This window comes from Dechloromonas denitrificans, assembly GCF_020510665.1.
Lineage (GTDB): Bacteria > Pseudomonadota > Gammaproteobacteria > Burkholderiales > Rhodocyclaceae > Azonexus > Azonexus denitrificans_B.
Window position 1 is genome coordinate 417,619 of sequence record NZ_CP075187.1, and the last position, 25,231, is coordinate 442,849.

General features: G+C 60.1%; 25 protein-coding genes and 1 riboswitch. Of the genes, 13 read left to right on the forward strand and 12 right to left on the reverse strand.

Features of this window, described 5'->3' with window-relative positions; genetic code table 11:
* Positions 1-63: 63 nt before the first annotated feature.
* From KI614_RS02030 to KI614_RS02045, 4 genes are read left to right on the forward strand one after another with little or no spacing between them, the layout of a single operon-like run.
* A complete protein-coding gene (locus KI614_RS02030; RefSeq protein ID WP_203468466.1) occupies positions 64-462 on the forward strand; it encodes an acyl-CoA thioesterase in 399 nt (132 codons plus the stop codon).
* A 60-nt stretch (positions 463-522) separates the two neighbouring features.
* Entirely contained in the window at positions 523-1,728 is a 1,206-nt protein-coding gene (locus KI614_RS02035; protein ID WP_226407482.1) for an OmpP1/FadL family transporter, read from the forward strand.
* A gap of 21 nt (positions 1,729-1,749) precedes the next feature.
* Positions 1,750-2,274 carry a DUF2802 domain-containing protein gene (locus tag KI614_RS02040; protein WP_226407483.1) on the forward strand — a complete coding sequence of 175 codons (525 nt, stop codon included), beginning with the start codon at positions 1,750-1,752 and terminating at the stop codon, positions 2,272-2,274.
* An 8-nt stretch (positions 2,275-2,282) separates the two neighbouring features.
* The gene (locus KI614_RS02045; protein WP_226407484.1) at positions 2,283-3,143 is read left to right on the forward strand and encodes an SPOR domain-containing protein; all 861 of its coding nucleotides are present in this window, start codon (positions 2,283-2,285) and stop codon (positions 3,141-3,143) included.
* Here KI614_RS02045 and KI614_RS02050 read toward each other — a convergent pair whose 3' ends face one another.
* The 4 genes from KI614_RS02050 to KI614_RS02065 form a co-directional block, all read right to left on the reverse strand.
* Positions 3,144-3,470: a hypothetical protein gene (locus KI614_RS02050; protein ID WP_226407486.1), complete on the reverse strand. Its 327-nt coding sequence runs from the start codon at positions 3,468-3,470 to the stop codon at positions 3,144-3,146.
* A gap of 89 nt (positions 3,471-3,559) precedes the next feature.
* Positions 3,560-4,072, reverse strand: coding sequence for a hypothetical protein (locus tag KI614_RS02055; protein ID WP_226407488.1), 513 nt, complete (start codon positions 4,070-4,072; stop codon positions 3,560-3,562).
* Positions 4,073-4,510: a hypothetical protein gene (locus tag KI614_RS02060; protein WP_226407489.1), complete on the reverse strand. Its 438-nt coding sequence runs from the start codon at positions 4,508-4,510 to the stop codon at positions 4,073-4,075.
* 69 nt (positions 4,511-4,579) lie between these two features.
* Positions 4,580-4,924, reverse strand: a complete 345-nt coding sequence (locus KI614_RS02065; RefSeq protein WP_226407491.1) for a hypothetical protein — start codon at positions 4,922-4,924, stop codon at positions 4,580-4,582.
* Positions 4,925-4,977: 53 nt separating this feature from the next.
* Here KI614_RS02065 and KI614_RS02070 point away from each other — a divergent pair, with 53 nt between their 5' ends.
* Positions 4,978-5,358, forward strand: coding sequence for a RidA family protein (locus tag KI614_RS02070; protein WP_226407493.1), 381 nt, complete (start codon positions 4,978-4,980; stop codon positions 5,356-5,358).
* 38 nt (positions 5,359-5,396) lie between these two features.
* The gene (gene recG, locus KI614_RS02075) at positions 5,397-7,421 is read left to right on the forward strand and encodes an ATP-dependent DNA helicase RecG (RefSeq protein ID WP_226409209.1); all 2,025 of its coding nucleotides are present in this window, start codon (positions 5,397-5,399) and stop codon (positions 7,419-7,421) included.
* A gap of 27 nt (positions 7,422-7,448) precedes the next feature.
* On the opposite strand, the gene KI614_RS02080 is transcribed toward recG, so the two are convergent.
* Both KI614_RS02080 and KI614_RS02085 read right to left on the reverse strand, forming a co-directional pair.
* Positions 7,449-7,916: a glycine zipper 2TM domain-containing protein gene (locus KI614_RS02080; protein WP_226407495.1), complete on the reverse strand. Its 468-nt coding sequence runs from the start codon at positions 7,914-7,916 to the stop codon at positions 7,449-7,451.
* Positions 7,898-8,830 (reverse strand): alpha/beta fold hydrolase, encoded by a 933-nt coding sequence (locus KI614_RS02085; RefSeq protein ID WP_226407497.1) that lies wholly within the window; start codon positions 8,828-8,830, stop codon positions 7,898-7,900. Before KI614_RS02085 ends, KI614_RS02080 begins: the two co-directional genes overlap by 19 nt.
* A gap of 55 nt (positions 8,831-8,885) precedes the next feature.
* Here KI614_RS02085 and KI614_RS02090 point away from each other — a divergent pair, with 55 nt between their 5' ends.
* Complete coding sequence (locus KI614_RS02090; protein WP_226407499.1) at positions 8,886-10,244, forward strand: MFS transporter; 1,359 nt, start codon at positions 8,886-8,888, stop codon at positions 10,242-10,244.
* 39 nt (positions 10,245-10,283) lie between these two features.
* Here KI614_RS02090 and KI614_RS02095 read toward each other — a convergent pair whose 3' ends face one another.
* On the reverse strand, positions 10,284-11,948 hold the full coding sequence (locus KI614_RS02095) for a methyl-accepting chemotaxis protein (protein ID WP_226407501.1): 1,665 nt from the start codon (positions 11,946-11,948) through the stop codon (positions 10,284-10,286).
* Positions 11,949-12,173: 225 nt separating this feature from the next.
* Here KI614_RS02095 and ubiA point away from each other — a divergent pair, with 225 nt between their 5' ends.
* The 6 genes from ubiA to KI614_RS02125 all read left to right on the forward strand — a co-directional run bounded on the left by ubiA (position 12,174) and on the right by KI614_RS02125 (position 17,341).
* Positions 12,174-13,058 (forward strand): 4-hydroxybenzoate octaprenyltransferase, encoded by an 885-nt coding sequence (gene ubiA / locus KI614_RS02100; RefSeq protein WP_226407503.1) that lies wholly within the window; start codon positions 12,174-12,176, stop codon positions 13,056-13,058.
* Positions 13,055-14,530, forward strand: a complete 1,476-nt coding sequence (ubiD, locus tag KI614_RS02105) for a 4-hydroxy-3-polyprenylbenzoate decarboxylase (RefSeq protein WP_226407506.1) — start codon at positions 13,055-13,057, stop codon at positions 14,528-14,530. Before ubiA ends, ubiD begins: the two co-directional genes overlap by 4 nt.
* A gap of 31 nt (positions 14,531-14,561) precedes the next feature.
* A riboswitch (cobalamin riboswitch) is annotated at positions 14,562-14,751 on the forward strand.
* An 84-nt stretch (positions 14,752-14,835) separates the two neighbouring features.
* Positions 14,836-15,003, forward strand: a complete 168-nt coding sequence (gene cbpA, locus KI614_RS02110) for a modified peptide precursor CbpA (RefSeq protein WP_226407508.1) — start codon at positions 14,836-14,838, stop codon at positions 15,001-15,003.
* Positions 15,000-16,373: a peptide-modifying radical SAM enzyme CbpB gene (gene cbpB / locus KI614_RS02115; RefSeq protein ID WP_226407510.1), complete on the forward strand. Its 1,374-nt coding sequence runs from the start codon at positions 15,000-15,002 to the stop codon at positions 16,371-16,373. The genes cbpA and cbpB overlap by 4 nt, the downstream gene beginning before the upstream one ends.
* 62 nt (positions 16,374-16,435) lie before the next feature.
* Positions 16,436-16,933 carry a GNAT family N-acetyltransferase gene (locus KI614_RS02120; RefSeq protein ID WP_226407512.1) on the forward strand — a complete coding sequence of 166 codons (498 nt, stop codon included), beginning with the start codon at positions 16,436-16,438 and terminating at the stop codon, positions 16,931-16,933.
* Positions 16,934-16,936: 3 nt separating this feature from the next.
* Positions 16,937-17,341, forward strand: coding sequence for a DUF4870 family protein (locus KI614_RS02125; protein ID WP_226407514.1), 405 nt, complete (start codon positions 16,937-16,939; stop codon positions 17,339-17,341).
* On the opposite strand, the gene KI614_RS02130 is transcribed toward KI614_RS02125, so the two are convergent.
* The 5 genes from KI614_RS02130 to KI614_RS02150 form a co-directional block, all read right to left on the reverse strand.
* The gene (locus KI614_RS02130; RefSeq protein WP_226407516.1) at positions 17,338-20,061 is read right to left on the reverse strand and encodes a CHASE domain-containing protein; all 2,724 of its coding nucleotides are present in this window, start codon (positions 20,059-20,061) and stop codon (positions 17,338-17,340) included. The genes KI614_RS02125 and KI614_RS02130 overlap by 4 nt on opposite strands.
* 101 nt (positions 20,062-20,162) lie before the next feature.
* Positions 20,163-20,771: a YitT family protein gene (locus tag KI614_RS02135; RefSeq protein WP_226407518.1), complete on the reverse strand. Its 609-nt coding sequence runs from the start codon at positions 20,769-20,771 to the stop codon at positions 20,163-20,165.
* A 32-nt stretch (positions 20,772-20,803) separates the two neighbouring features.
* Positions 20,804-21,526 (reverse strand): hypothetical protein, encoded by a 723-nt coding sequence (locus KI614_RS02140; RefSeq protein ID WP_226407520.1) that lies wholly within the window; start codon positions 21,524-21,526, stop codon positions 20,804-20,806.
* The gene (dacB, locus tag KI614_RS02145; RefSeq protein ID WP_226407522.1) at positions 21,523-22,959 is read right to left on the reverse strand and encodes a D-alanyl-D-alanine carboxypeptidase/D-alanyl-D-alanine-endopeptidase; all 1,437 of its coding nucleotides are present in this window, start codon (positions 22,957-22,959) and stop codon (positions 21,523-21,525) included. Before dacB ends, KI614_RS02140 begins: the two co-directional genes overlap by 4 nt.
* A gap of 83 nt (positions 22,960-23,042) precedes the next feature.
* Positions 23,043-25,127 (reverse strand): methyl-accepting chemotaxis protein, encoded by a 2,085-nt coding sequence (locus KI614_RS02150; RefSeq protein WP_226407524.1) that lies wholly within the window; start codon positions 25,125-25,127, stop codon positions 23,043-23,045.
* Positions 25,128-25,231 lie beyond the last annotated feature (104 nt).

Sequence of the window (25,231 nt, forward strand, 5' to 3'; positions counted from 1 at the left end):
GCCAGTATATGAAAACTGGCCTGATTCCGGGAAAATCAGGCTTTATTTGAATTCGGGCATCCCATGACTGTCGACCGCATCAATCTTCCCAACAAGCACTCCACGCTGCGTGTCGTTCCGATGCCGGCCGATCTCAATCAGAACGGCGATGTTTTTGGCGGCTGGGTGATGGCCCAGGTCGACGTGGCCGGCGCGATTCCAGCCATGCGTCGTGCCCGTGGCCGGGTAGCGACGGTCTCGGTTAATTCCTTCCTGTTCAAGCAGCCGGTTTCCGTCGGCGATGTGGTCAGTCTTTATGCCGAAATCGTGCGCATCGGAAAGACGTCGATCACGGTCAATGTCGAGGTCTATGCCGAGCGCAACTACGCCAATCCGATCACGGTCAAGGTGACGGAGGCGCAACTGACCTATGTGGCAATTGATATTGATGGAAACAAGCGTGAGGTTCCAGCCGAAAAATAGGCAGAAATGACATAAAATCACGCAGTTAATAAATTGGTCCGCCGTTGATGGAGCGAAGTGATGAATAAGATGACCTTGCGTACCCTGCCTGCCCTGATCCTGATTGCTTTCTCCGGCACCGCTTCGGCTGCCGCCTTTCAACTCTGGGAGCAAAATGCCAGCGGGCTGGGAACGGCCTATGCCGGTTCGGCCGCTGTTGCCGATAATGCCAGCACGGTATTTTTCAATCCAGCCGGCATGACCCAGCTGACAGGCTTCCAGTTGTCGGCAGGCGTCAATGGCGTCGGGCCGCGCTTCGAATTCAATAACGAGGGTTCCAGCGGTTTGCTCGGCGGTAGTGGCAACGGTGGCAATGCCGGTGGCTGGGCTGCCGTGCCGAATGCCTATTTCTCGTGGCAGCTTTCGCCGAACTGGTATCTCGGCTTCGGTGTTTCGGCACCTTTTGGCTTGTCGACCGAGTACAACAACAGCAACTGGATCGGGAAAAACCAGTCGATCAAGTCTGAAATCAAAACCGTCAATTACAACCCGTCCGTCGCCTACAAGGTCAACGACAAGGTATCGCTCGGCTTCGGCGTCAATTACCAGACTATCAATGCCGAGATGACCAATGCGACGCCGCTTGGCCTCTACGCCCTCAAAGGCGATGACAGTGCCTGGGGCTGGAATGCAGGGGCATTGTTCACACTTTCGCCAGCCATGCGCGTCGGTATTTCCTATCGCTCCGCGGTCAGCTATACGCTTGAGGGAACGCGCGCTCTGGGTGCAACTTCATCGGCGGCGAAGGCCGACATCAAGTTGCCCGACACTTTCATCCTCTCCGTCTGGCAGCAGGTTTCAGACCGCTGGGAGGCGATGGGTGATCTGTCGTATACCAACTGGAGCACGCTCGACAAGCTGAAGATCAATCACAGCACCGGAACCGATGTCGAAGCCTTCAACTACAAGGATTCCTGGCGCTTTGCCTGGGGCGCGGCCTACCGCGCAACCGAGTCCACCAAGCTGAAGTTCGGCATCGCCTACGACAAGACGCCGACGACCAATAACGACCGCTCGGCCCGCGTACCGGACAATGACCGCGTCTGGTTCTCGCTGGGTGGCCAGTGGAATACCGGCAAGACCGGAACGTTTGATCTCGGCTACTCCTATCTGTACCTGAAGGATCCGACGATCAACCAGTCCAAGCTGAACGGTGCCAGCACCTTGCGCGGTCGTTACGACGACAGCGCTCACGTGGTCGGCCTGCAATATTCGGTCGGGTTCTAAACGTTCGTGTCTGGAGCGAGCTTGCCTGTTCTCGAACTCGGTGGATTGACGCTGGGTATTCGTGAGGGTGTGATCGCTCTGATCGTGCTGGTCGCTTTTTATATGGGCTTTGTCTTGCTGCGCATGTTCTACCTGCGCAGCAAACCGACTCCGGTAATAGCACCGTCGGTTGCACCGACGCTTGATTCGCAAGCGGCATCGCCATCCCGCCTGGCGGACGATGAGCCAGAGTTAACCCTGGAAGAAAGTTGGGAAAAGCCGCCGGCCAGAATGGCTGAGGGTATCCTGCGGCAAGGCCTGGAGCAGGAGTTCGCCCAGTTGCGTGAAGAGGTGGATGCCATGCGCGGTGAGCTTGCCGCACTGCGTGCCGACATGTTGCAGGAGTTGGCGCACATGCGGGCGACGCAGAGTGTTTCACCAATTTACGGCGATGCCATGCAAATGGCCGCATCAGGCTATGAGCCGGCGATGATCGCCGAGCGTTGCGGTATTGCCAGGGCCGAAGCAGAACTGGTCGTGGCGCTGGCAAAAAGTCAGGCGCAGTGAGAAAAACGATGGCAGAAACACCACAGACTTCACAAACTGAGGACGAGGCTGGCGAACTACGCAGCAAACTGGTCAAGCGACTGGCTTTTGCCGGGGTACTGGTTGCGCTGCTCTTGGGGACCCTGACTTTCTTCGATTATCTGTCATCTCCGCCGGATGATAGTGAAACCCGGATTTTCACTGAGCCGGTTCCTGTTGCGCCCCGCAAAGAGGTTTCCCAGCCGGTCAAGACTACCGACAGCTTGCCCGAGCCACCTGCCCAGCCGACGCCGGAACCGGTGGTCGAAACACCACCGCCGCCTCCGCAGGTTGCCGCGGTGCAGCCGGTGCCTGAAGTGAAGCCGGAAAAGGTAATAGAAAAGGTTACGGAAAAGGCGGCAGAAACGCCGGTCGAAAAACGGCCTGCAGCGACGTCGACCGCAGCCGTCGTTCGCGGGCCGGCCAAAATGACGGGCAGTCCGCCGGTCAGCGCATCGGCCACGCCGACAGCCAGGCCGGCTCGGCCGGTTGTCGAAGAGCCGACTTATCCGCCAAGCATGCCGCCGCCCGCACCATTGGCGGCTCAGCCGGCGACCAGTCCTTCGGCGCGTGTTACCGAGATTCGGCGTAGCACACCGCAGGTCGTTCCGCCCTCAAGCATGGCGCGCCTGTTCTCGGGTTTTTCGTTGCAGGCCGGCGTATTTGCCAGCACGCAGAGAGCCGAGGAGTTGCATGCCAAGCTGACGTTGAGCGGCTTGCCATCGACGCTCGAAACGCGTGTCCAGGTGGGGCCTTTCCGCTCGCGCCAGGAGGCTGAAATGGCTCAGGAAAAACTTCGGGAACTGGGTGTGGAAACGGTGCTGCTTGCCCCGAAAGGCGCCAAACCCTGATCAGGGCATGCCGGGCAGTCTCGGCAACCCGAGACTGCGGCGTATATCCCGGTGGACCCGTGCGGCATTCTCCAGCGGGGATTCGATCCGACGGGGTTCCTGATAGTTGCGTTGCTCACGATAGCCACCGTAGCCACGACGGTCGTAGTAGTGATCGTCACCGTAATAGCCGCGCGAACTACCGTAGCCATAGGCCGGGTAGGTTTCGACATAAACCGGTGCCGGCCGGTAATAACCGTGTTGTGCCGGAATGACGGTGCAGGCGCCCAGGCTGGCGAGTAGCGTCAAGGCCAGAACAGCGCGACGGATGGTTTTGATGGCGGACATGGTTTTCACTGGATGGGTGAGCATGTCCATATAACGCAGCGGGGAGAAGCCGGGCTGACTCATCCGCCCGGCTGTTTTGTAAGCAAATATTAAAGCGTGAGTTCAGCGACGGCCTTCAGTCCATCCTTGATATTGGCTTGTGCTGCTCTTTCGACCGCCATGCGTACCCGTGCGATGGCCGCAAAAGCATCGCCCATGGTCGCGGTGCCGCTCGACTTGACCGATTTGCGCATTACGACGCTACGGTCGGCTGTCTTGATCAGCGACCATGCGGTTTCCATCTCGACAGTAAATGTCGCACCAAAGATCGGCTTTTGCAGGCTGGTGATCCGGACATTCAATTCGTAGTCGCCGGCATTTCCCTGGATGATGCTTTTGAAAACCCGGCTCTGGGTGACTGCGTCCTCGATGGCCGACTTCAGGTCGGCATCGGCAATGCTGTCGTCAGAGCCGCCAGCCGTTTTCACCAGAAGCGACTGCGGGTGGTGTTTTGCCACCGTGAAGCCTTGCGGGGTCATTGCTTCGCGTGTCGCTTGCGAAGAGCAGCCGGTTAGCGCAAGGGCAAGCAGCAGTGAGGCGATCAGCGCGGTATGGCGACGCATTTACTTGGCTCCCTTGTAAATGTTGTCGACCACTTCGTTGACCATTTCCTTGGGCGAAAGCCGGGTCAGGGAGGTGTGATAAGAGTTGCCGGTGGCCATCGGGAAATCTGTTTTCGGATCACGGATAGTGACGGTCAACTCAAGCATGTACATGGTGATATCCCACATCCAGCGGTCGACATAGGTGACGACTGCATCGATGTTGCTCGGCGGCGTGTCCGTTCCGGTGGTGACGGTCACACCCTTGCTGCGCAGTTTCTCGGCGATCAGCTCATTGGTGCCGCCATCTTCAGCCGGAATCTTCTTGACGTACATGGTTTTCAGGGCCGACAGGTTGGTCGACGGATCGACGCTGCCGGTTGCCCGGTTGACTGCGCAACCTGTGCTCAGGCTGGTGATGACGCCGAGTACGGCAAGCAGTTTGATCAGTTTGTTCATGAGACGCTCCCCTTGGTTTATTGGAGGGCGGAGCGTATGCCAACTGGCTTTGTCAGGTATTGATCTGGCTCATGAAATGCTGATTGATCGTTCTGCCAGCGCGATCTTCAGGCGGCGGGCAAAGACGGTCATTTCCTTGGCGGCTTGTATGTCACCGCGTGCTTCGGCGACGGCAATGCCTTGTTCGTAAGCATCCAGGGCGCCTTGATGGTCGCCTGTTTCGCTGCGTGCCTTGCCGAGTGCCTTCCAGGCGGCCGAGTAGTTTTTGTCGCGGTCGACGGCGGCCTGGAAGCATTTTCCAGCTTCAGCGGCATTGCCTTCCTTGAGATATTCATTGCCCAGGGAAAAACGGAGCAGGGCACCGTCGCGCGGGCCGCCGAGCATTTTTTCGAGGGATTCGATACGTGGATTCATGGTGCTCCAAGGCTAAAATAAGGTTTTTCCAATCCGGATACAGAAAGCTACTCATGGCCAAAACCATCATTGCCACGTCCAACGCTCCCGCCGCCATCGGCACTTATTCGCAAGCCGTTCGGGTTGGCGATACCGTTTACATGTCCGGGCAGATCGGCCTCGATCCGGCTTCCATGCAGATGGTAGACGGCATCGACGCACAAATCGTTCGCGTTTTCGACAATCTCAAGGCCGTGGCCGAAGCGGCCGGCGGCTCACTGGCCGATGTCGTCAAGCTCAATGTCTTCCTAACCGATCTGGCCAATTTCGCCAAAGTTAATGAAACCATGGCACGTTATTTCAGCGAACCGTTTCCGGCCCGTGCCGCGGTCGGTGTCAAGGAGCTGCCGCGTGGCGCGCTGGTTGAGGCCGATGCCGTGATGTTTATCGGCTGATGAACGAAACCGGGAGTTCGCTCCCCGTTTCTCCGGCCATGTCGCCACCGATTCGTGCTCCGGAGGCCTTGCGCAAGAAACTGGCAAAGATCGGCCTCCACAGCGAGGCCGATTTGCTGGTTCATCTGCCGCTGCGCTACGAGGATGAAACCCGGATCGTTCCGGTTGCCCGGGCGCCCTGGGGTGAAGCGGTACAGGTCGAGGTCGAGGTCAGCTCCTGCGAGGTGCAGTTCAGACCGCGCCGGCAGATGGTCGTCCATGCCCGGGATGAGAGCGGCGAACTGACCATGCGGTTTTTCAGCTTTTATCCCAGCCAGCAGGCGGCACTGTCGGCGGGGGCGAGAGTCAGGGCTTTTGGCGAGGTGCGCGGCGGGTTTTTCGGGGCCGAGATGGTGCATCCGCGTTTCCGCAAGGTTGCCGAAGATGATGCCCTGCCGACCGAAATGACCCCGGTTTATCCGTCGACCGCAGGCGTCGCCAATTCGGCATTGCAGAAGCTGATCGGCAAGGCGCTGGCCGTTGGCGATCTGTCCGACACCCTGCCGGACGAACTGCGCCAGCAGTTGAAGCTGCCCGGCCTGGCGCGCAGTCTGCGCTTTCTGCACAAGCCGCCGCCGGGGACCGATCTTGACACTTTGCATGCGCGCAATCACCCGGCCTGGCGGCGCGTCAAGTTCGATGAAGTACTGGCCCAGCAGATGTGCCTGCGCCGGGCCTACCTGGCGCGCCGCGAGAAAGGCGCCCCGGTGCTGGTGGCGCGCGACAATCTGGGTGCCCGCCTGCTCGATCAACTGCCTTTCGGGCTGACTGGCGCGCAGTTACGGGCGATGGCCGAAATTGCCGGTGATCTGGCCCAGCCTTATCCGATGCAGCGTTTGCTGCAAGGCGATGTCGGGGCCGGCAAAACCATTGTTGCGGCTCTGGCGGCTTGTCAGGCGATCTCGGCCGGCTGGCAGGCGGCGTTCATGGCGCCGACCGAAATTCTGGCCGAACAGCATTATCTGAAATTGAAAGACTGGCTGGCGCCGCTGGGTGTCCGGGTCGCCTGGCTTTCGGGCAGCCTGAAGAGCAAGGCCAAGCGTGAGCAACTTGCCGCGACGGCAGCCGAGGCGCAACTGGTCGTTGGCACCCATGCGCTGATTCAGGACGGCGTCGATTTTGCCAAGCTCGGTCTGGCGATTGTCGATGAACAACATCGTTTCGGCGTGGCGCAGCGGCTGGCCCTGCGCAACAAGGGCAACAATCCGCACCAGTTGATGATGTCGGCGACACCGATTCCGCGCACGCTGGCAATGAGCTATTACGCCGATCTCGATGTCACCGTACTCGACGAATTGCCGCCCGGGCGCACGCCGATCAAGACCCGGCTGGTGGCCGACAGCCGGCGTGAGGATGTCGTCGGTTTCGTCAAGAAACTGGTTGAGGAAGGCCGCCAGGCGTATTGGGTCTGTCCCCTGATCGAGGAGTCGGAAGCGTTGCAGTTGCAGACGGCGCAGGATACCTATACGCAGCTTTTGGCCGATTTGCCGGCGTTGACCGTGGGATTGGTGCATGGCCGGATGAAGGCCGATGAAAAGCAGGCGGTGATGCTCGCCTTTGCTGCGGGCGAGATCGATGTGCTGGTCGCGACGACGGTGATCGAGGTTGGGGTCGATGTGCCGAATGCCAGCCTGATGGTGATCGAGCATGCCGAGCGTTTCGGCTTGTCGCAGCTGCACCAGTTGCGCGGGCGGGTCGGGCGCGGCCAGTACGAATCAAGCTGTGTGCTGATCTATGCCGGGCCACTCGGTGAAATCGCCCGGCAGCGTCTCAAGATCATCTACGAGAATACCGACGGTTTTGAGATTGCCCGTCAGGACCTGCAGATACGCGGGCCGGGCGAGTTCGTCGGCAGCCGGCAAAGCGGCGTGCCGTTGCTGCGCTATGCCGATCTGGAAATGGATGCCGATCTGGTTGAAATGGCACGAACCGTCGCCGAAGACATGCTGACCCGGCACCCCGCTCAGGCCGAGCGCCATCTCAAACGCTGGCTTGGCTCGCGCGAAGAACTGCTGAAGTCCTAGGCTTTCGCTGCCAGACCCAAGCCGGCTTCAATAGCGCCGGATCGCCCCGTCGCGATCGATATGAATCCGGTCGCCCGGGCGCAGGTCGATCCGTTCGTCGTTGGCGATCAACTGCTGATAGGCCCCGTTTTCCATGCGGATGCCAATGCGCAGTTGTTCGCTTTGCGTCTGCTTTTCGAGCTGGTGTCCAATCAGCGCACCGCCGGCTGCTCCGATCACGGTTGCCGCCGTATTGCCCTTGCCTTCACCGACCTGATGGCCGATCAGTCCTCCGACCACGGCACCGGCAATCGCCCCGATGCCGATGCTGTTGCCCGATTCGTGACGTACCGGCTCGATGGATTGCACCTGGCCATAGCCGGGATACAAGTCACGCGAATAGGCAACCGGCGGGTGTTCGTTTTCCCAGCCCGGCCCGTACATCGGCATGCAGGCGCTGAGTGTCAGCGCGCCGAGCAAGGCCAGGGCAGGCGTCGTCATTCTGATGGTGGACATGGTGGCATTCCCTCATTTTTTGCTGCTTGTTTGAACCACGCTTCGATCTGTCGTGCGACTTCTTCCGGCTGATCATAATGCAGCATGTGATCAGCCTGGTCGATCCAGACTTCGTCGACCGTGGCAAAGCACTGTTGGCGGGCCTCCCAGTCACCCGGCCGGGTGGCGTATTCCTTGATTACCCACGACTGGCATCCGGCCACCCAGCGTACCGGGCAAGTGACTTGTTTCCAGACCGCCATCGACTCTTCCAGGCGGAAAAGATAAGGGCCGGAAGCCTTGTGCCATGGGTCGCCATTCCAGACGATGCCATGCTTCCTGATGCCATGCCGGTCATCGCCGTCACCTTCGCGGGCGAGATGGTGCGAGAGGAATTCGGCTCGTTCGGCAGCCAGGAAACGGTTGTCGCGCAGCAAGCGGCTGGCAAAGGCCGGCCGGTCGGCGTAAACATGCATGCGCGGTGGCTTTTTCAGCGTTTCAAGCCATTTTTCGTAGCGTTCCGGCGCCATCTCCGGGGTGGTAGGAGCAATCCCGAAACCCTCCAATGTCATCACGCGGGCGACGCGCTCCGGACGGATGCCGGCGTAGAGGCAAGCGAGAATGCCGCCCATGCTGTGGCCGGCCAGGCGGACCGCTTCGTTGGGGGCGTAGTGGTCGAGAATGGCATCGAGGTCGCCGAGGTGTTCGACGAAGAAATAGGGGCGCTCCAGCCATTGGCTCGGACCAAAACCCCGCCAGTCGGGGGCGATGATGTTCCAGTCCTCTTTCAGCTGGTCGATGACAAACTGGAAACCGGCGGAAACATCCATCCAGCCATGCAGCAGGAACAGTGTCGGGGCGTCGGGATTGCCCCAGCGGCGGATGTGCAGGCGGCAGCCCGTGGTGTCGAGATATTCGGAGCGGGAATTAAGCATAGGTCGGGGATAATGCAGCTTGTTCTGAATTTTGAGATGAAAGGGTAGCGCAGAAATGACGCAAAGCGCACAGCAGGAAGAGGTTGGCGGGCAATTCCACCTGCTTGGCACACGCCGTTTTGCCCCCTTTTTTGTCACCCAGTTTCTCGGTGCCTTCAACGATAACCTGTTCAAGAATGCGCTGGTTGTCTTGCTGACCTTTCATGCGACAGGCTGGAGCACGCTTTCTCCCGGCCTGCTGGCCAATCTGGCGGCCGGCATTTTCATGCTGCCCTTTTTCCTGTTCTCTGCAACGGCGGGGCAACTGGCCGACAAATACGACAAGGCGCTGCTGGCGCGTGCCGTCAAGTTGCTTGAAATGCTGATCATGCTGGTTGCAGCCCTTGGTTTTTGGCTACACAGCCTGGTGGTGCTGATGGGTGCCTTGTTCTTGCTCGGCATGCACTCGACGCTTTTCGGCCCGGTGAAGTACGCCATCCTGCCCCAGCATTTGCGCGAGGATGAATTGATCGGCGGCAATGCCTGGATCGAAGCCGGAACCTTTGTCGCCATTCTGGCCGGAACGCTGATCGGCGCCTTGCTGGCAGGGGCCGTCGATGCGCCGGCCTGGATTGCCGTCGGCGGCCTGCTCGTGGCTGGGGCCGGCTACCTGGCGAGTCGTCAGATTCCGGCAGCGCCGGCGCCGGTGCCCAATCTTGCGGTCAACCTCAATCCATTGAGCGAAACGGTGCGTAACCTGCGTCTGGCAAGAAATGATCGGGTGATTTTCATCGCCTTGATCGCCATCTCATGGTTCTGGCTCTATGGCGCGCTTTTCCTCGCCCAGTTTCCGGCCTATGCGCGCAGCGTGCTGAGTGGCAGCGAGTCTACCGTAACGCTGCTGCTGGCCACCTTCACGATCGGTATCGGCGTTGGTTCGATGCTGTGCGAGCGCCTTTCCGGGCGACATCTCGAACCGGGGCTGGTGCCGCTCGGGGCAATCGGCCTGACCGTGTTCGGGCTGGATTTTGCCTGGGTTACCCACGAATTGGCCGAAATTTCGGCGTCGACCGCAGCCACCGGGCAAGCGCTCGTCCAACTGCTGCAAACGCCCGCTGTCTGGCGCGCACTATTCGACTTGCTGATGCTCGGCGGATTCGGCGGATTGTTCATCGTGCCGCTCTACGCCTTGATGCAATTACGTAGCCCGGTCGAGCAGCGGGCCCGTATTGTTGCGGCAAACAATATCCTGAACGCTGCCTTCATGGTTTTTGGTGCCTTGAGCGCGGCTGCGGCATTGAGTGCCGGTTTGTCGCTGGCCGGACTGTTTGCCATCGCGGCGCTGGCCAATGCGCTGCTGGCCGGGGTGATTCACCGTTTGCAGCCCGAATACGGCGCGGCCATGGTTCGCTGGTTGCGCCGACGGGCCGGCTAGTTGCGATGCTGGCCGCCGGGAGCGGCCAGCATCCCTGCTTTATACGCGGAAGCTGGAAATAACCTGCGCGACGTCCTGTGACAGCGTATCGAGGCGACGGGCGCTATCCGCCGTGTGATCCGCTGCCGCATGGTTTTCATCGGTCATCTGGGCGATGTTCTCGACGTGGCGGGCGATATCCTGGCTGGCAATGCTCTGTTCCTTGAGCGCGCTGCTGATGTCGACGATGGCTGCCGTGACGTGCTGGGCCGATTGCTGGATATTGTTCATCCGCAGCCCGGCGTTGTTGGCCAGTTCGCGGCCTTGTGCCACCTGGCCGACCACTTGCTGCATTTCGCCCACGGCTTTGTTAGCTGATTGCTGGATGGTATTGACCATGCCGGCAATGTCCAGGGTGGACTTGGTCGTCCGCTCGGCCAGTTTCCGGACCTCATCCGCCACCACGGCAAAACCGCGACCCTGTTCGCCGGCACGGGCGGCCTCGATCGCCGCATTGAGTGCAAGCAGGTTGGTCTGGTCGGCCACATCCTTGATTACCTGAACAACGGCAGAAATCTGGTCGGCATCCTTGCCGAGCGACTCGATGACGGATGAGGCACGAGACACTGTTTCACTGATCGTGCCCATTTCATCGACTGTCCGCTGAATGATCTGACCACCTTCTTCGGAAATATCGGCCGATTCGGTGGCCAGTTTCCGGGCGTCGCCGGCGCTGTCGCTGACGGTGTTGATGCTAACCGTCAGTTCCTCGATGTTGGCTGCCATCGAGGCAGCGGCAGAGCTTTGGCTGGCTGAACTGGTGGCAACCTCGTTCGAGGCGATCGAGAGGGCCGAGACAGCTCCCTTGACCTCTCCCATACTGTCTTGAATGCTGTGCATCGAGGTTTGCACCTTTTCCAGCATTCGGTTGAGCGCGCTGACCATGCTGCCGATTTCATCGCTGGCGGTGTATGCGACGCGTTTGGTCAGGTCGTTGGTCGCAGCAATCTCGACCACCGTGTCGCGGGCAATGTCGATCGGACGCATGATGGCACGCAGGATGGACAGACCGAACCCGACGATCAGTATCGCCGACAGCGTGATCACGATAATTGCCGCCTGCTTGGCATCGCTGGCTGCTTGCTGAGCCATTTTGAAAGATTTCTGACCTTCTGTCAGATTGAGGTCGATAACCTTTTGCAAGCTGTCGTTCAGCATTTTGGTCAGCGTCCGACGCTGTGCAATTAATTCACGTATTTCGTTGGTTTGGCTATTGAAGGCTTCATCTGTTGTGGCCTTGCTGAGTTTTTCCTCGGCACGAACAATCTGGCCTTCGGCCTCCAGCCATTGGCCCAAGTGTCGTTTGGCTTCATTCCACAAGGCTTGTTCTGTTGCATCGGCATAGGTCGCTTCATAAGCCTTACTTGATTCGGCCAATGTCTTGTTCGCATCTTGCTTCCGTTGCCTGATTACTTCCATCTCGGTGCGTTTTTTTTCCGCACTGATGCCGCTGTGCAGCGTCATTGTCTGGTAGGTGCTTCTCGAGAGATTGGTAATGGCTTCCTTGAAGGTCAGCAAAGCCATGACTGAAGGCATTCTGTTGCCACCGATGTCTTCGATCGCATCTTGTTCGATGATGATGCCGCGCAGTCCGAATCCGCCGACTGCCAACAAGGCAATGACTGATAAAGCCAGCAGCAAGACGAGTCTTTGTTTGATGTTCATGGTTGAAGCCCCTTGGTTGTTTTTGGGTTTATGGCCGATCAGCCGATCAGTCTCCATGGTCGGCTTATTACTGACAGCTTATTCTGTTCTAGTTGTAATGGAACTGCAATTGCACTTTTACCCACTTTGGCGGCACTTTAATAGAATCATCTCTTTCCCTCGAAAACTCGCGTCTTTGCTATATCGCCGCCATACTGTCGGCTTGTTCAAGGGACATGTTCCGACATGGTTGTGACAAATATTCGATTTGTGATTGAAAAACTCGATCTTTATACAAAGCTGATGCGGCTCGACAAGCCGATCGGCATCCTGCTGTTGCTTTGGCCGACCCTCTGGGGGTTGTGGCTGGCCGCGGCGGCCTGGCCTGACTGGACGGTCCTGTCGGTATTCGTGCTTGGCACCGTGCTGATGCGTTCGGCCGGATGCGTGATCAACGATTATGCCGACCGTGATTTCGACAAGCATGTCGAGCGTACCCGGGAGCGTCCCCTGACGGCTGGGCGGGTGACGGTTCGAGAAGCCATGGCCCTGTTTGCCGGTCTTTCCCTGCTGGCTTTTGCGCTCGTCCTGATGCTCGGCAATCCGCTGGTAATCGCCTTGTCGATCCCGGCCGTCTTCCTGGCTGCGAGCTATCCTTTTACCAAGCGCTTCCTGGCCATTCCGCAAGCGTATCTGGGGATTGCCTTTGGTTTCGGCATCCCGATGGCCTACGCCGCACAACTCGGTCAGGTGCCGGCCGAAGCCTGGTGGCTGCTGCTGGCCAATGTTTTCTGGGCGGTCGCCTACGATACCGAATATGCCATGGTCGACCGTGACGATGACCTGAAAATCGGCATCAAGACGTCGGCGATTACTTTTGGCCGGTTCGATGTGGCAGCGGTCATGGCCTGCTACGGCATGACCTTGCTGCTGCTTGGCTGGATTGGCCATGGGCGGGGTTGTGGCCCGGTTTTCTTTCTGGCGCTGGGCATTGCTGCCGGGATCATGGCGGTTCATTACCGCTGGATTCGTCGGCGCGAGCGCATGGCGTGCTTCAAGGCTTTCTTGCATAACAACTATGTCGGCGCGGTGATTTTTGTCGGCATTGCACTGGATTTCTGGCTCAAATGAAATATCACGACTTGCGCGACTTCATGTCGCAACTGGAAAAGACCGGTGAATTGAAGCGTGTCACGGTCGACGTCGATACGCGCCTCGAAATGACCGAGATCTGCGACCGCGTGTTGCGCGCCGAGGGGCCGGCCATTCTCTTCGAGCAGCCGGTCAGCGGTTCGACCCGGCACGACATTCCGGTCCTCGCCAACCTGTTCGGCACGCCCAAACGCGTTGCGCTCGGCATGGGCGAGGAGTCGGTGCAGGCCTTGCGCGAGGTCGGCAAGCTGCTCGCCTACCTGAAGGAGCCGGAGCCGCCGAAAGGCCTCAAGGATGCCTGGGACAAGCTGCCCATCCTCAAGCAGGTTTTGAATATGGCACCGAAAACGGTGTCGACCGCGCCGTGCCAGGAAATCGTCTGGGAAGGCAAGGATGTCGATCTGGCGCGCCTGCCGATCCAGCATTGCTGGCCGGGTGACATCGCACCGCTGATCACCTGGGGCCTGGTCGTCACCAAGGGGCCGCACAAGAACCGGCAGAATCTCGGCATCTACCGCCAGCAGGTGCTCGGCCCGAACAAGGTGATCATGCGCTGGCTGGCGCATCGCGGCGGCGCACTCGATTTTCGCGAGCACCAGCTGGCCAATCCCGGCCAGCCTTTCCCGGTCGCCGTCGTGCTCGGCTGCGATCCGGCGACCATTCTTGGCGCGGTAACGCCGGTGCCGGATTCGCTGTCGGAATACCAGTTCGCCGGCCTGCTGCGCGGCGGCAAGACCGAACTGGTCAAATGCATCGGCTCGGCTCTGCAGGTGCCGGCCTCGGCCGAAATCGTGCTGGAGGGCGTGATTCATCCCGATGAAATGGCGCTCGAAGGGCCGTATGGCGACCACACCGGTTACTACAATGAGCAGGCCGAATTCCCGGTCTTTACGGTCGACCGCATCACGATGCGCAAAAAGCCGATCTACCACAGCACCTACACCGGCAAGCCGCCCGACGAGCCGGCCGTGCTCGGCGTTGCGCTGAACGAAGTGTTCGTGCCCCTGCTCCAGAAGCAGTACCCGGAAATCGTCGATTTCTACCTGCCGCCGGAAGGCTGCTCGTACCGGATGGCCATCGTCAGCATCAAGAAGGCTTACCCCGGCCACGCCAAGCGCATCATGTTCGGCATCTGGTCCTTCCTGCGCCAGTTCATGTACACCAAGACGATCATCGTGGTGGATGACGACATCGACATCCGCGACTGGAAGGAAGTGATCTGGGCGATGACGACGCGCATGGACGCGACGCGCGACACGACGCTGGTCGACAACACGCCGATCGACTACCTCGACTTCGCATCGCCGGTGGCCGGCCTCGGCTCCAAGATGGGCCTGGATGCCACCAACAAGTGGCCGGGTGAAACGACGCGCGAATGGGGGCGGCCGATTGTCATGGACGACGGCGTCAAGAAGCGAGTCGATTCAATGTGGCAGGAACTAGGCCTTTAGGATGGATTGACCCACAGCGCACCGCCTTGAGAGAATCCGCGCTCCTGTTGGAATCGAAATACGGAACACGGTGCAAATCCGTGGCGGGCCCGCCGCTGTAACCGGGGACGAAGACTGCATGGTCGCCAGACCAGCCACTTGCGAGGCTTACCTCGCCGGGAAGGCGCAGCGCTTCGGCTGATCCGGAAGCCAGAAGACGATTCGATTCCTGACTGGAGCCAAGGCAAGGGCTCCGGCTGACCGCATGCGAAAAACGTGTGGTCAGCCGGGGCCCTTTTTGTTTTTGTCTTCCCGAGGAGTGGAAAATGTCCCAGATCGTCTCTCAAGTCGCGTCCAACGCCGTTGAAACCCAGCCGGCCACTGCGCAGCAAGCGCAGCCTGTCGCCCCGACCATCGCCATCCGCAAGAGCTGCAATCCGGACGGTATCGGCCTGTCGCACTATGTGCTGATGGACCGGAAGGCGGCCAAATGAACGCAGTGCTCACCGAGCGTGCCGCCCGCGGCACGCTTTTCCAGCCGGTCGATATCGGCCACCCGGTCTATGCTGCGGTGACCGATCCGCAAACCGCCTTCTGGGCGCTGGTCGACAAGACCCGGGCCCACGAAGCCGGCCGCGATCCGGCGCTGCTTGCCGCCTACGGCGCCAAGGCCGAACAGTTCGCGCAGGAGCTGCATGCCTTGCGCTTCGGCCTCAAACCTTCCGGCGTTTATTTGAACCCGACCGAGCGCTGCAATCTCAACTGCACCTACTGCTACCTGCCCGATACCCAGCGCAGCGGCGGCAGCCACATGCCGGTCGAGACGCTGCTCGCCTCGCTCGGCAAGCTGCGCGACTACTTCCGTTCGGTGATGCCGCCCGACCGCAAGCCACGGGCCATTTTCCACGGCGCCGAGCCGCTGATGAACGCGCCGGCCGTCTTCGAAGCCATTGATGCCTTCGCCGACGATTTCGTCTTCGGTCTGCAGACCAACGGCACCTTGCTCGACGACAAGGCGCTCGACTTCCTGACCTCGCGCAATGTCAGCATCGGCCTGTCGCTGGATGGTCCGGTGGCGGACATTACCGACGCCACCCGGCGGACCTGGGGCGGCAAGAGCGTGCACGCCAAGGTGCTGCGGGCGATGGAGAAGCTGCGCGGCTACGGCTCGTGGAGCGTCATCACGACCTGCACGACCGAAAACCTGCCCTACCTGACGCGCATGGTCGAACTGTTCCATGCCTATGAAGTGCCGACCTGCATGCTCAACACCCTGCGCTGCACCTTGCCCGGTGCCCGTGGGGTCAAGCCGGCCGACGGCGACATGGCCAAAGCCTTCTTCGCCGCGATGGACCGGACCTATGAGCTCTACCAGGAAACCGGGCGCAAGCTGATGGTGGCCAATTTCGCCAATATCCTGATCGGCATTCTGGCCCCGACGGCGCGTCGGCTGATGTGCGACATCTCGCCCTGCGGCGGCGGCCGTGCCTTCTTCGCGCTGGCCGCCGACGGCAGCCTCTACCCGTGCAGCGAGTTCATCGGCCTGCCGCGCTTCAACGGCGGCAGCCTGCTGACCGGCGGCGTCGAGGCGGCGCTAGCTTCGGCTGCCTTCAAGGAGGTGACGACGCGTGACGTCGACCGGTTCAGCCCGTGCGGCGACTGCGCGATCCGCCACTTCTGCGGCTCGCCGTGCCCGGCTGAAGCGGTCGAGATGAACGGCGGCATGGACAAGATCGGTGCCTTCTGCGATTTCTACAAGGAGCAGGTCAATTACGCCCTGCGCCTGATCGCCGACGGCAAGGCCGATGACTATCTGTGGGACGGCTGGGACGAGGGGACGGAAACCGTTTTTGCGCTGAGTTGAGTCCGAAGGGGGAGGGCGCTTTAAGATGGCGTACTCTCCCTTTTTCGCTGGTGCTGCTGTCGATGACTTCCCCGCTTGCCATTTATCCGACCGATCTGACCTCGCCGCAGCATGCTCTAGCCTTCATCGACTTGCTCGAACACTACGCCCGTGACCCGATGGGCGGCGGCGAGGGGCTTGCCGATTACGCCAGGACGCATCTGGTCGAACAACTGAAAAACTTGCCGACTTTCCACGGTGCACTGGCGTTTTTGGGCAAAAAACCGGTTGGCCTGATCAACTGCTTTACCGGCTTTTCCACCTTTTCTGCCAAGCCGCTGCTCAATATTCACGATCTCGTCGTCCATGCTGATCTGCGTGGCCAGGGCATCGGCCAGGCGCTGCTACAATGGGCCGAAATGCAGGCTCGGCAACTTGGCTGCTGCAAGCTGACGCTGGAAATTCTTGCGAATAATCGCCCGGCCATGCGGTCGTATGAGCGCGCCGGTTTCGCGCCCTATGTGCTGGACCCGGCTGCGGGCCAGGCCTTGCTTATGCAGAAATATCTTCAGGAGGTTTGAGTCATGTCGGAACCCGTTGCCGTCGTTGAAGTGAATGGCGTGCGCGCCTCGCTCGTCCAATTAACCCACTTCATCTATGGTTTGCACGCCATCGCCGTTTTTGTCGGCATCACCTCGGCGGCAACGGTGGCCGGCGGTTTCGTCTTTGGCTTGCCTTCGCTCTGTGCCGTCTTCCTCAACTACCTGAAACGTGGCGAGGTGCGTGGTACATGGCTGGAAAGCCATTTCCTGTGGCAGATCCGAACCTTCTGGTTCACGCTGCTCTGGCTGGTGGTCTATGGCCTGTTGATCGTGACGATTATCGGTATTCCGCTCGCCTGGATCCTGATTGCCGTGCTGGGTCTGTGGGTCGGCTATCGCGTTATTCGTGGCTGGGTTGCCCTGTTTGGCGAGCGTTCGCTAGGCTAGACCGGGTCGACCGCAGCAGCCGGCTGGCCGGTTTGTTCCAGTGGTAGCGTGAAGCGAATTCTGGTGCCGCCCTCGGCTTGGTTCAAGGCGCAAATATTGCCGCCGTGGGCATGGAGAATCTGCCGGCAAATTGCCAGGCCGAGGCCGGTACCGCCGGCGCCCGTGCGAGTCTTGCTGCTTTGGATGAACTCATCGAAAACGGCTTCCAGTTCTTCCGGTGGTATGCCGATCCCTTGATCGCTGATTTCGATCGTCAAGCCGGCTACGGGCGGATCGCCCGGGTCTTTGCCAGGAAGCTCGCCCGGTTTCGCCGTTAATTCGATCATGCTGCCGGCCGACGAGAACTTGACGGCATTGCTCAGGATGTTGCGCAGGACCTGGCCGAGCTTGAAGGCGTCGCAAACCAGCGCAAGCCCTTCGGGCAAGGGGTGAATGGTGAGTTCGATGTCTTTTGTCTGGCGCAGGACTTCGATGTCGCGCACAGCATCGCGAATGATCTGTTCGAGTGTTGTCCGTTGCATGTTGAAGGACATTTTGCCCGCCTCGAGCTTGGATAGATCGAGCAGGTCGTTGATCAGCACCATCAGCCGCGATGCACTGCCGACGATGTGCTCGAAATAGGCATTCAGTTTCGGCAGTGGCGCCGAATCCCCTACGGATTTTTGCAGGCCCAGCCCGCCGAACGACAGGATGGCGTGCATCGGTGTGCGCAACTCATGGGAAATGTTGGTCAGGAAGGTGCTCTTGGCACGATTCGCGGCTTCGGCCGCTTCCTTGGCCTGAATTGCATCAGCCGTGCGCATTTCGACCAGTTCCTGCAAATGGTTGCGGTGGTTTTCCAGTTCGATTTCGACCAGTTTTCGCTCGGTGATATCGATCCGGCTACCGGCAATATAGCCGCTTGGTGTGCGCTGTTCGGTGATCAACAGCCAGCGGCCATCGTCGAGGCGCTGTTCGAGCATCTTGCCGCAGGCATTCTGGTGCTGGTGCATGCGTTCTCTGAGCCATGCTTCAGGATCGGCCTGCGCCTCCGGATATTGTCCGCGTGCAATTCCCTGGCGCAGAATGTCTTCGAAGCGTGTGCCGGTGACCAGCAGGTCGCGGCTGGTTTCGTAAATCTGGCGATAGGTTTCGTTGCAGATCAGCAGGCGATCTTCTTCGTCGTACACAGTGAAGCCCTGCGTGATGCTGCTGATTGACTCGATCAACAGGCGGGAGGCTTTCTCGGCAGCAATCTTGCTCACTTCCAGGGCCAGCGCCGCTTCTTTCTCGCGGGTGATGTCGGTATGCGTGCCGATCATGCGCAGGGGTTTGCCATCAACGTTGCGGCTGACGATCATGCCGCGATCGAGTATCCACTTCCAGCGGCCATCCTTGCATTTGACGCGGTGTTCACTGAGGTAGTGGCTTGTCTTGCCATCCAGGTAATCGTGCAGGATCGCCAGGGTAGCCGGCATGTCGTCCGGATGTACGCGCTGGCTCCATTCTTCAAGCCCGTCACCGATTTCGTGCTCGTCAAAACCGAGCATTTCCTTCCAGCGCCGGCTGAAGAACGCCGAGCCACCGACAATATTCCAGTCCCACAGGCCATCGCCGCTGCCTTCAATGGCAAATTTCCAGCGGTCCTCGCTGTCCTGGTAGTCGCCGGAGATTTTCTGGGCGCGCCGGATCGCCTGTTCGCGGCTATTGACCATGCCCCAGAGAATCAAGCTCAGGAGCAGGCTGCCCAGTGTGCCGGCAATCCTGATGTCGACTGCCCGCCCGGTGTCGATCATGGCTTCGAACGATGGTAGGGATTCCTGGCGAATCACCCAGGCGTGGCCGTTGATCGAGAGTTTCTGGCTGGCCGAGTAATGCGAAACATGAGGGTTGGCCAGCGAGAGTTTGCTGTTGCTGTCGTACATCAGGTGATCCGGGTCGGCTTCTTCGCCATCGAAGATTTCAATGTCGATGTCCTTGGCCTGATCGCCCAGCAGACCGCGCATCATGTCGTCCATGCGAAAGGCCGAATAGACCCAGCCGACGGCGCTGACCCGTCGTTCTTCGACGCTATCCAGATTGCTGCCATTGAGGTAGACCGGGAAAAACATCAGGAAGCCGGGCTGGGTTTTCTGGCCATCTTCCTGGATCAGCCGAACCTTCCCCGAAATGGTCGGGCGCCCGGTCTCGCGCGCGATGTCGAGTGCCGCACGGCGAACCGGTTCGGCATACATGTCGTAGCCGAAGGCCCGCAGATTCCGGTCGTTGAATGGCTCGAGAAAAATGATCGAGGTATAGACCGGGCGCTCTCCTTCGGGATGAATCCTGAAGTCGGGAAAACCTTCCTTGCGGACATTTTCAATGTGGCGCTCCTTGTCTCGGGCGGGCACCAGTTGCGCATAGCCGATGCCTTGAAGGCCGATGTAGCTTTCTTGCAGATGCAGGGTTGTGACGTAGTCGCGAAACTCGTCGCGCTCGACCGAGCGGGACGCGGCAAAAAGGCCGGCGGTGCCGCGCAAGACCTGTTTGTAGGCATTCAGGCGCTGCTCGATGCGCAAGACGATGTTTTGTGCCTGGGCATCGAAGCGGGCCTGCAAGGCCTGGTTGGCATCGTCCAGGGCGGCGCGTTGGGAAATGTAGGTAGTCAGCAGTCCGACGACCAGGACAAGCCAGGGGAGCTGCCGATTCGAAAGGAAGCTCTTGTCGCGCTGTGGCGCCTTGCTTTGGTTACTGGAATGCATGCGGAGTTTTCCGGGACGACTGTCTGTTTGCCCTCGCCGAACCGGGGGCTGCGCCATTTGTTACATTGTAACGCCTGTTCAGCCCGCTTACCGAGGCTCTCTCAGATACCCATATATCGGCCGGATTTGTGGTTGACCGCGATAACCAGGTTGAGCGCCAGCGCACCGATGATCGACAGGCCCACGCTGAGTGGGTCGCGGATGAAGGCGGCGGCAGCAAGAATCAGCACATCGGCCGCCATCTGCAGCTTGCCGGCCCGCCAGCCACGGGTGTTTTGCAGATGAATGACGAGAATCCCGAGGCCGCCGAGACTGGCCTTGTGGCGAATCAGGATGAGCAGCCCGACACCGGCCATGAAGCCGGCCATCACGGCAGCGAACAGGCGATCAACCGAATTGAGGCTGATCAGCGAGGGCAGCACTTCGGTATAGATTGCCAGCAGGCTGACCGAGAGCAGTGTCTTGAGGGCAAAAGGCCAGCCCATCGAGCGCACGGCGAGGTAATAAAACGGCAGGTTGATGATGAACAGAAGCCAGCCGATCGGCCAGTGGCTGATGTAGTGGATCAGGAAGGCAATGCCGATCGTCCCGCCGGTGAGCAGGCCGGCATGGCGAAAGAGCAGGACGGCCAGGGCGACGAACAGCGGCGCAACAAGAATGGCTTGGGCATCTTCGAAAAGGGTATGGCGAACGGCGGATTGCTGGGACATGCTGGGCAGGCAGGGAAAATCAAGCCGGCAGTCTACCGGAAAGCCTGGGCGCGATAGTGCCTGATCATCTGTAGCGAGCGGCCATACGTGTGATGTAGTTGCGCCGCATCGTAGCGATGTTCGCTACCCACCGGGCAGGCCAGTCGGGCGAGGCAGGTGAAGGCGCAAGGCGAATCGGCATGCAGGCGATAGCTGCTGCAGCGCGCCAGGTCGAAGTGGCCGTCGAGCAGTGCGCTGGCCGGGCAGGCCGTGATGCAGGGGCGTTCGACACATGACAGGCAAGGCGAGGGCGGATCGGCCGGTTTGTCACGGTCGACCGGTGTTTGGGCCGGAAAATCCGTGTCGCTCAAGACCACGGCGCGGTACGCATACCAACTCCCCCAGCGGGCATCGACCCCGATCATGAACGGTGATGGATGATGCCAGCCGGCCAGTTGGCCGAGCGCCTGCAGGCCGATGATCTGCTCGCCGGGGTAGAGGATGCGATAGCGATGTTCCGGCAGTTCGTCGGCAAACAGTTGCCGGAGCGTTGCCACGCAGTGATCGTCGATCGGATCCTTGCGCTCCCCGGCCGTTGGCACAACACACTCCCACAGGCGTCGCCCGCCGTGACCGAGCAGGATGAGCTGTGTTTCACCTGCTTGCGGCATCAGCTTCTGGCGAATCTCGGCCGGCAGGTCCGCCAGGTTGAACACCGCCTGGCGATTCAATCCTGCCGCATTCAGCCGGTCGACCGGGAAAAGGGCTGGCTTCATTCGTTTTCCAGCAGCGGCGTTTTTTCGCCCGGCCTGCGCTGGGCAACCCAGAGCAGCAGCGCGTCGATTGCCGCGCTGCCGGCCTGGGCTTTCGGGTGGTTGATCAGGAAGGTCACCGCATAGCGCCGCCCCTGCGCATCCAGGGCATAGCCGGCGCCGGTCTTGACGCCGTCGAGCGTGCCGGTCTTGATGTGGGCGCGACCGGTGGCATCGGAGCCGCTCAGGCGTTTCTTCATCGTCCCGTCGATGCCGACAATCGGCAGGCTGGCGATGAATTCCGGCATGACCGGGTTTTTCCAGGCGTCGAGCAGCAGTTTGTTGAGGCTGTCGGCGCTGATCCGTTCGCGGCGCGACAGGCCGGAGCCATTTTCGATTTCCAGCTCGGCGAAGCGTAGACCGCGACTGTTCAGCCACTCGCCGATGCGCTGGCGAGCGCGTTCGGCTGTCGCTGGGACATCGCTGTTGCCGAGGCTGAGGAAAACCTGGCGGGCCATGACGTTATTGCTGTATTTGTTGATGTCGCTGACCGCCGCGGTGAGCGGTGCCGAATCGTGCTGGGTCAGCAGTTTGGCGCCGACCGGCACGGTGCCGCCGCGAATCTGGCCGCTCAGGCTGCCGCCCAGTTCCTTCCACAGGCTGCGGATCAGCCCGCCGGCCTGGGCGTCGGCCGGTAACGGCGAAAGATTGAGCGATCTTTCGCCGCACAGGGCGTTGTAGGTGCCGGTGAATTCAAGACGGTTGCCGTTGTTTTCCGGGATCAGGCGGGCATTGATCAGGTCTTTCCAGTTGCTGCTGCAACCGCCTTCGCCGGCGCGCAACTGGTTGTCGACGCGCAGCCCTTCGCTGGGTGTTTCCAGCAGGATGCGCGGCTTGCCGTTGTCCGGCTGCAAGGTGAAGCGCAGCGCCCGGAAATTGAGCAAAAGCCCGTCCGGGCCGACGTTGTACGGTCGCATCGGCTTGTCATCGAAAGCGCCGGGGTCGATCGCCGGGACATTGAATACCGTCCGGTCGAGCACGACATCGCCGTTGATCTGCTGGATGCCGCGGACGCGCAACTGGCGCAGCAGCGACCCCAGATGTTCGATGGCGAAGTGCGGGTCGCCGCTGCCTTTGAGATACAAATTGCCGTTCAGGATGCCGTCGACCGCAGCATTCTCGATCCATGCCGTGGTTTTCCAGGTATAGGCCGGGCCGAGCAGGTCGAGTGCGGCATAGGTCGTGACCAGCTTCATGACCGAGGCGGGATTCATCGCCTGGCCAGCGTTGTGGGCGACCAGCGGCGTATTGCTGTCTACCGGCTGAACGACGACGGCAACGTTGGTTGCCGGAATCTGCGCGCTTTTCAGCGCCTTCAGAACATTGGGCGGCAGGCCGTCGGCCTGTGCGCTTTGGGTGAGGACTGCCGCCAGCAGCAGGGGGGCGAGGTATCGCATGCCCAAGGCAAGCGGGCTGGGCTGGGGCTGAATCATGATCGTAGAATGGGGCAGGAAAGCGCCCCATTCTACGTGTCTGCTGCTTACTTGCGGTAAAGCTCGAAGCCGGCAATCAACTGGTCGAGCTGACGTGCCGTATCGAGCAGTTCGTCGGCGGCGGATTTGGCCAGGCGGGCCGATGCCGTGTTTTGTTCAACCAGGTCGGTGATCTGCTGCATGCTGACCGCAACTTCCTCGCTGGCGATGCCTTGCTGGCGCGCCGCTTCGGAAATCTGCTCGGCCATTTCGGAAACCTGGCTGGACGATTGCGTAATGCCTTCCAGCCCGGCAACGCTCTGACGCAGCATGCCGATTCCGGTATCGACTTCCTTGGCAGCGACATCCATGCTGGCGACGGCGCGTGCCGTGACCGACTGGATCTCGTTGACCGTCTGGTTGATGTCGGCGGTCGACACCGTGGTCCGTTCAGCCAGTTTGCGCACTTCATCGGCGACGACGGCAAAGCCTCGGCCTTGCTCGCCGGCGCGGGCAGCTTCGATCGCGGCATTGAGCGCCAGCAGGTTGGTCTGGCCGGCAATATCGGCGATGACCCGGGTGATATCGCCAATCTTGGCAATCGACTGATTCAACTGGTCGATGGTTGCGTTGGACGACTGCACTGCATCGACCACGCGGGTGGTCGCCGCCATGCTCTGGTTGATGCTGGCATTGCTTTCCCGAACCTGGTTCTGCGAGGCGTGGGCGGCAGTAGCCGCATCGCGGGCATTGCTGGCCACTTCCTGGACCGACTGGCTGAATTCTTCAGTCGCCGCTGCCACGCCTTCGGCGCTGGATTGTTGCTGAACCGATTGTTCGGCAACCTGGCTCATCTGGGTGCCGAGCAGGTTGCAGCGCGTATCGATCGCTTTCGAGGCGGCATTGATATCGTCGAGCATGGCTTTCAGCGTGCCTTGCATCGAGGCCAGGTTACACAGCAACAGCCCGGTCTCGTCGCGGCCGCCGATGTCGATTTCATCGGTCAGGCGACCTTCGGCAATGCGCTCGAAGTGGACGATCGCCTTGCGAACCGGACGGATGATGGCGTTGATCAACAAGGCCCCGCCGCCCAGCGTCAGCAGCAACAGGAAAACCAGTGCGCCGATCGTGATGTTGCGGGTCGTCTGGTAGCGCTCTTCGGCCGCCGCAAAGTTGCTTTCGGCGGTCTTGGCAAACTCCTTGATCAGGGTTTCACTGGCCTGGCGCATTTCGTTGTACAGCGGGTTGATCTTGAGCAGCAGCAACTCGTTGGTTTGCAGGAATTTGCCTTCTGCCAGCATGCCGCGCGCCAGGTTGATGCCCTCTTTCGAGAAACGCTCGCGTGTTTCCGAGAATTTGCCGAGCAATTCCTGCTCTTTGCTGTTGAGCGGCAGCTTCTTGAGCTCTTCGAGCAGTGCGTTGATCTCCTCGCGGTTTTTCAGTGTGGCATCGATGTGCATGCCGAGCGGGTGATCGTGCAGTTTTGAATTCGGATTGCCGCTGTCGTGCTGCAGCCCGAGCATGATTTGGGCGCGGTTGTCGGCCAGCAAAGCCATCATCCGGTTGGTCGTGTTCGACGGCAGCAGTTTTTCCCGATACATGCGATCGAGTTGTGCGTTGCTTTCGGCAATGCCTTGCAGGCCAAAAATGCCGATCAGGGTGATGACTGCGAGAATCGCGGCAATTGCGCTCCAGAGCCTGGTTTGCAACGACAGCGTACGTTTGCCGGTTGTCGGCAGGCTGCCCTTTTGCCCCGCTGCCGCGTAAGCGGCTTCGGCCATGGCGCGCTTGCTGCTGTCTGCCGGTGTGCGAACCGACATGTAGCCGGTGACTTCGCCATTTTTCTTGAGCGGGACAACGAAGGCTTCAACCCAGTAGAAATCTCCATTCTTGCAGCGATTCTTGACCAGACCGCGCCAGGGCAGGCCGGATTTGACCGTGGCCCACAGATCGCGGAAGGCTGCTTCGGGCATGTCCGGGTGACGGACCAGGTTATGGTTCTTGCCGATCAGTTCATCACGACTGAAGCCACTGATGTCGACAAAGGCATCGTTCGCGTAAACGATGATGCCTTTGAGGTCAGTGCGTGAGACCAGATAGGTATTGGGTGGGAAAGGAACTTCCCGCTGAGTGACCGGCTGATTATTTTTCATTGTTTGACCTGGCTGGGGGAATCTGGATTGTACGAATTTGTTACGCGGGCAATTCTATCCATAAAGTCTTAGTTTTTGTTGTCTTGGTTTTTGCGACTTTCGAT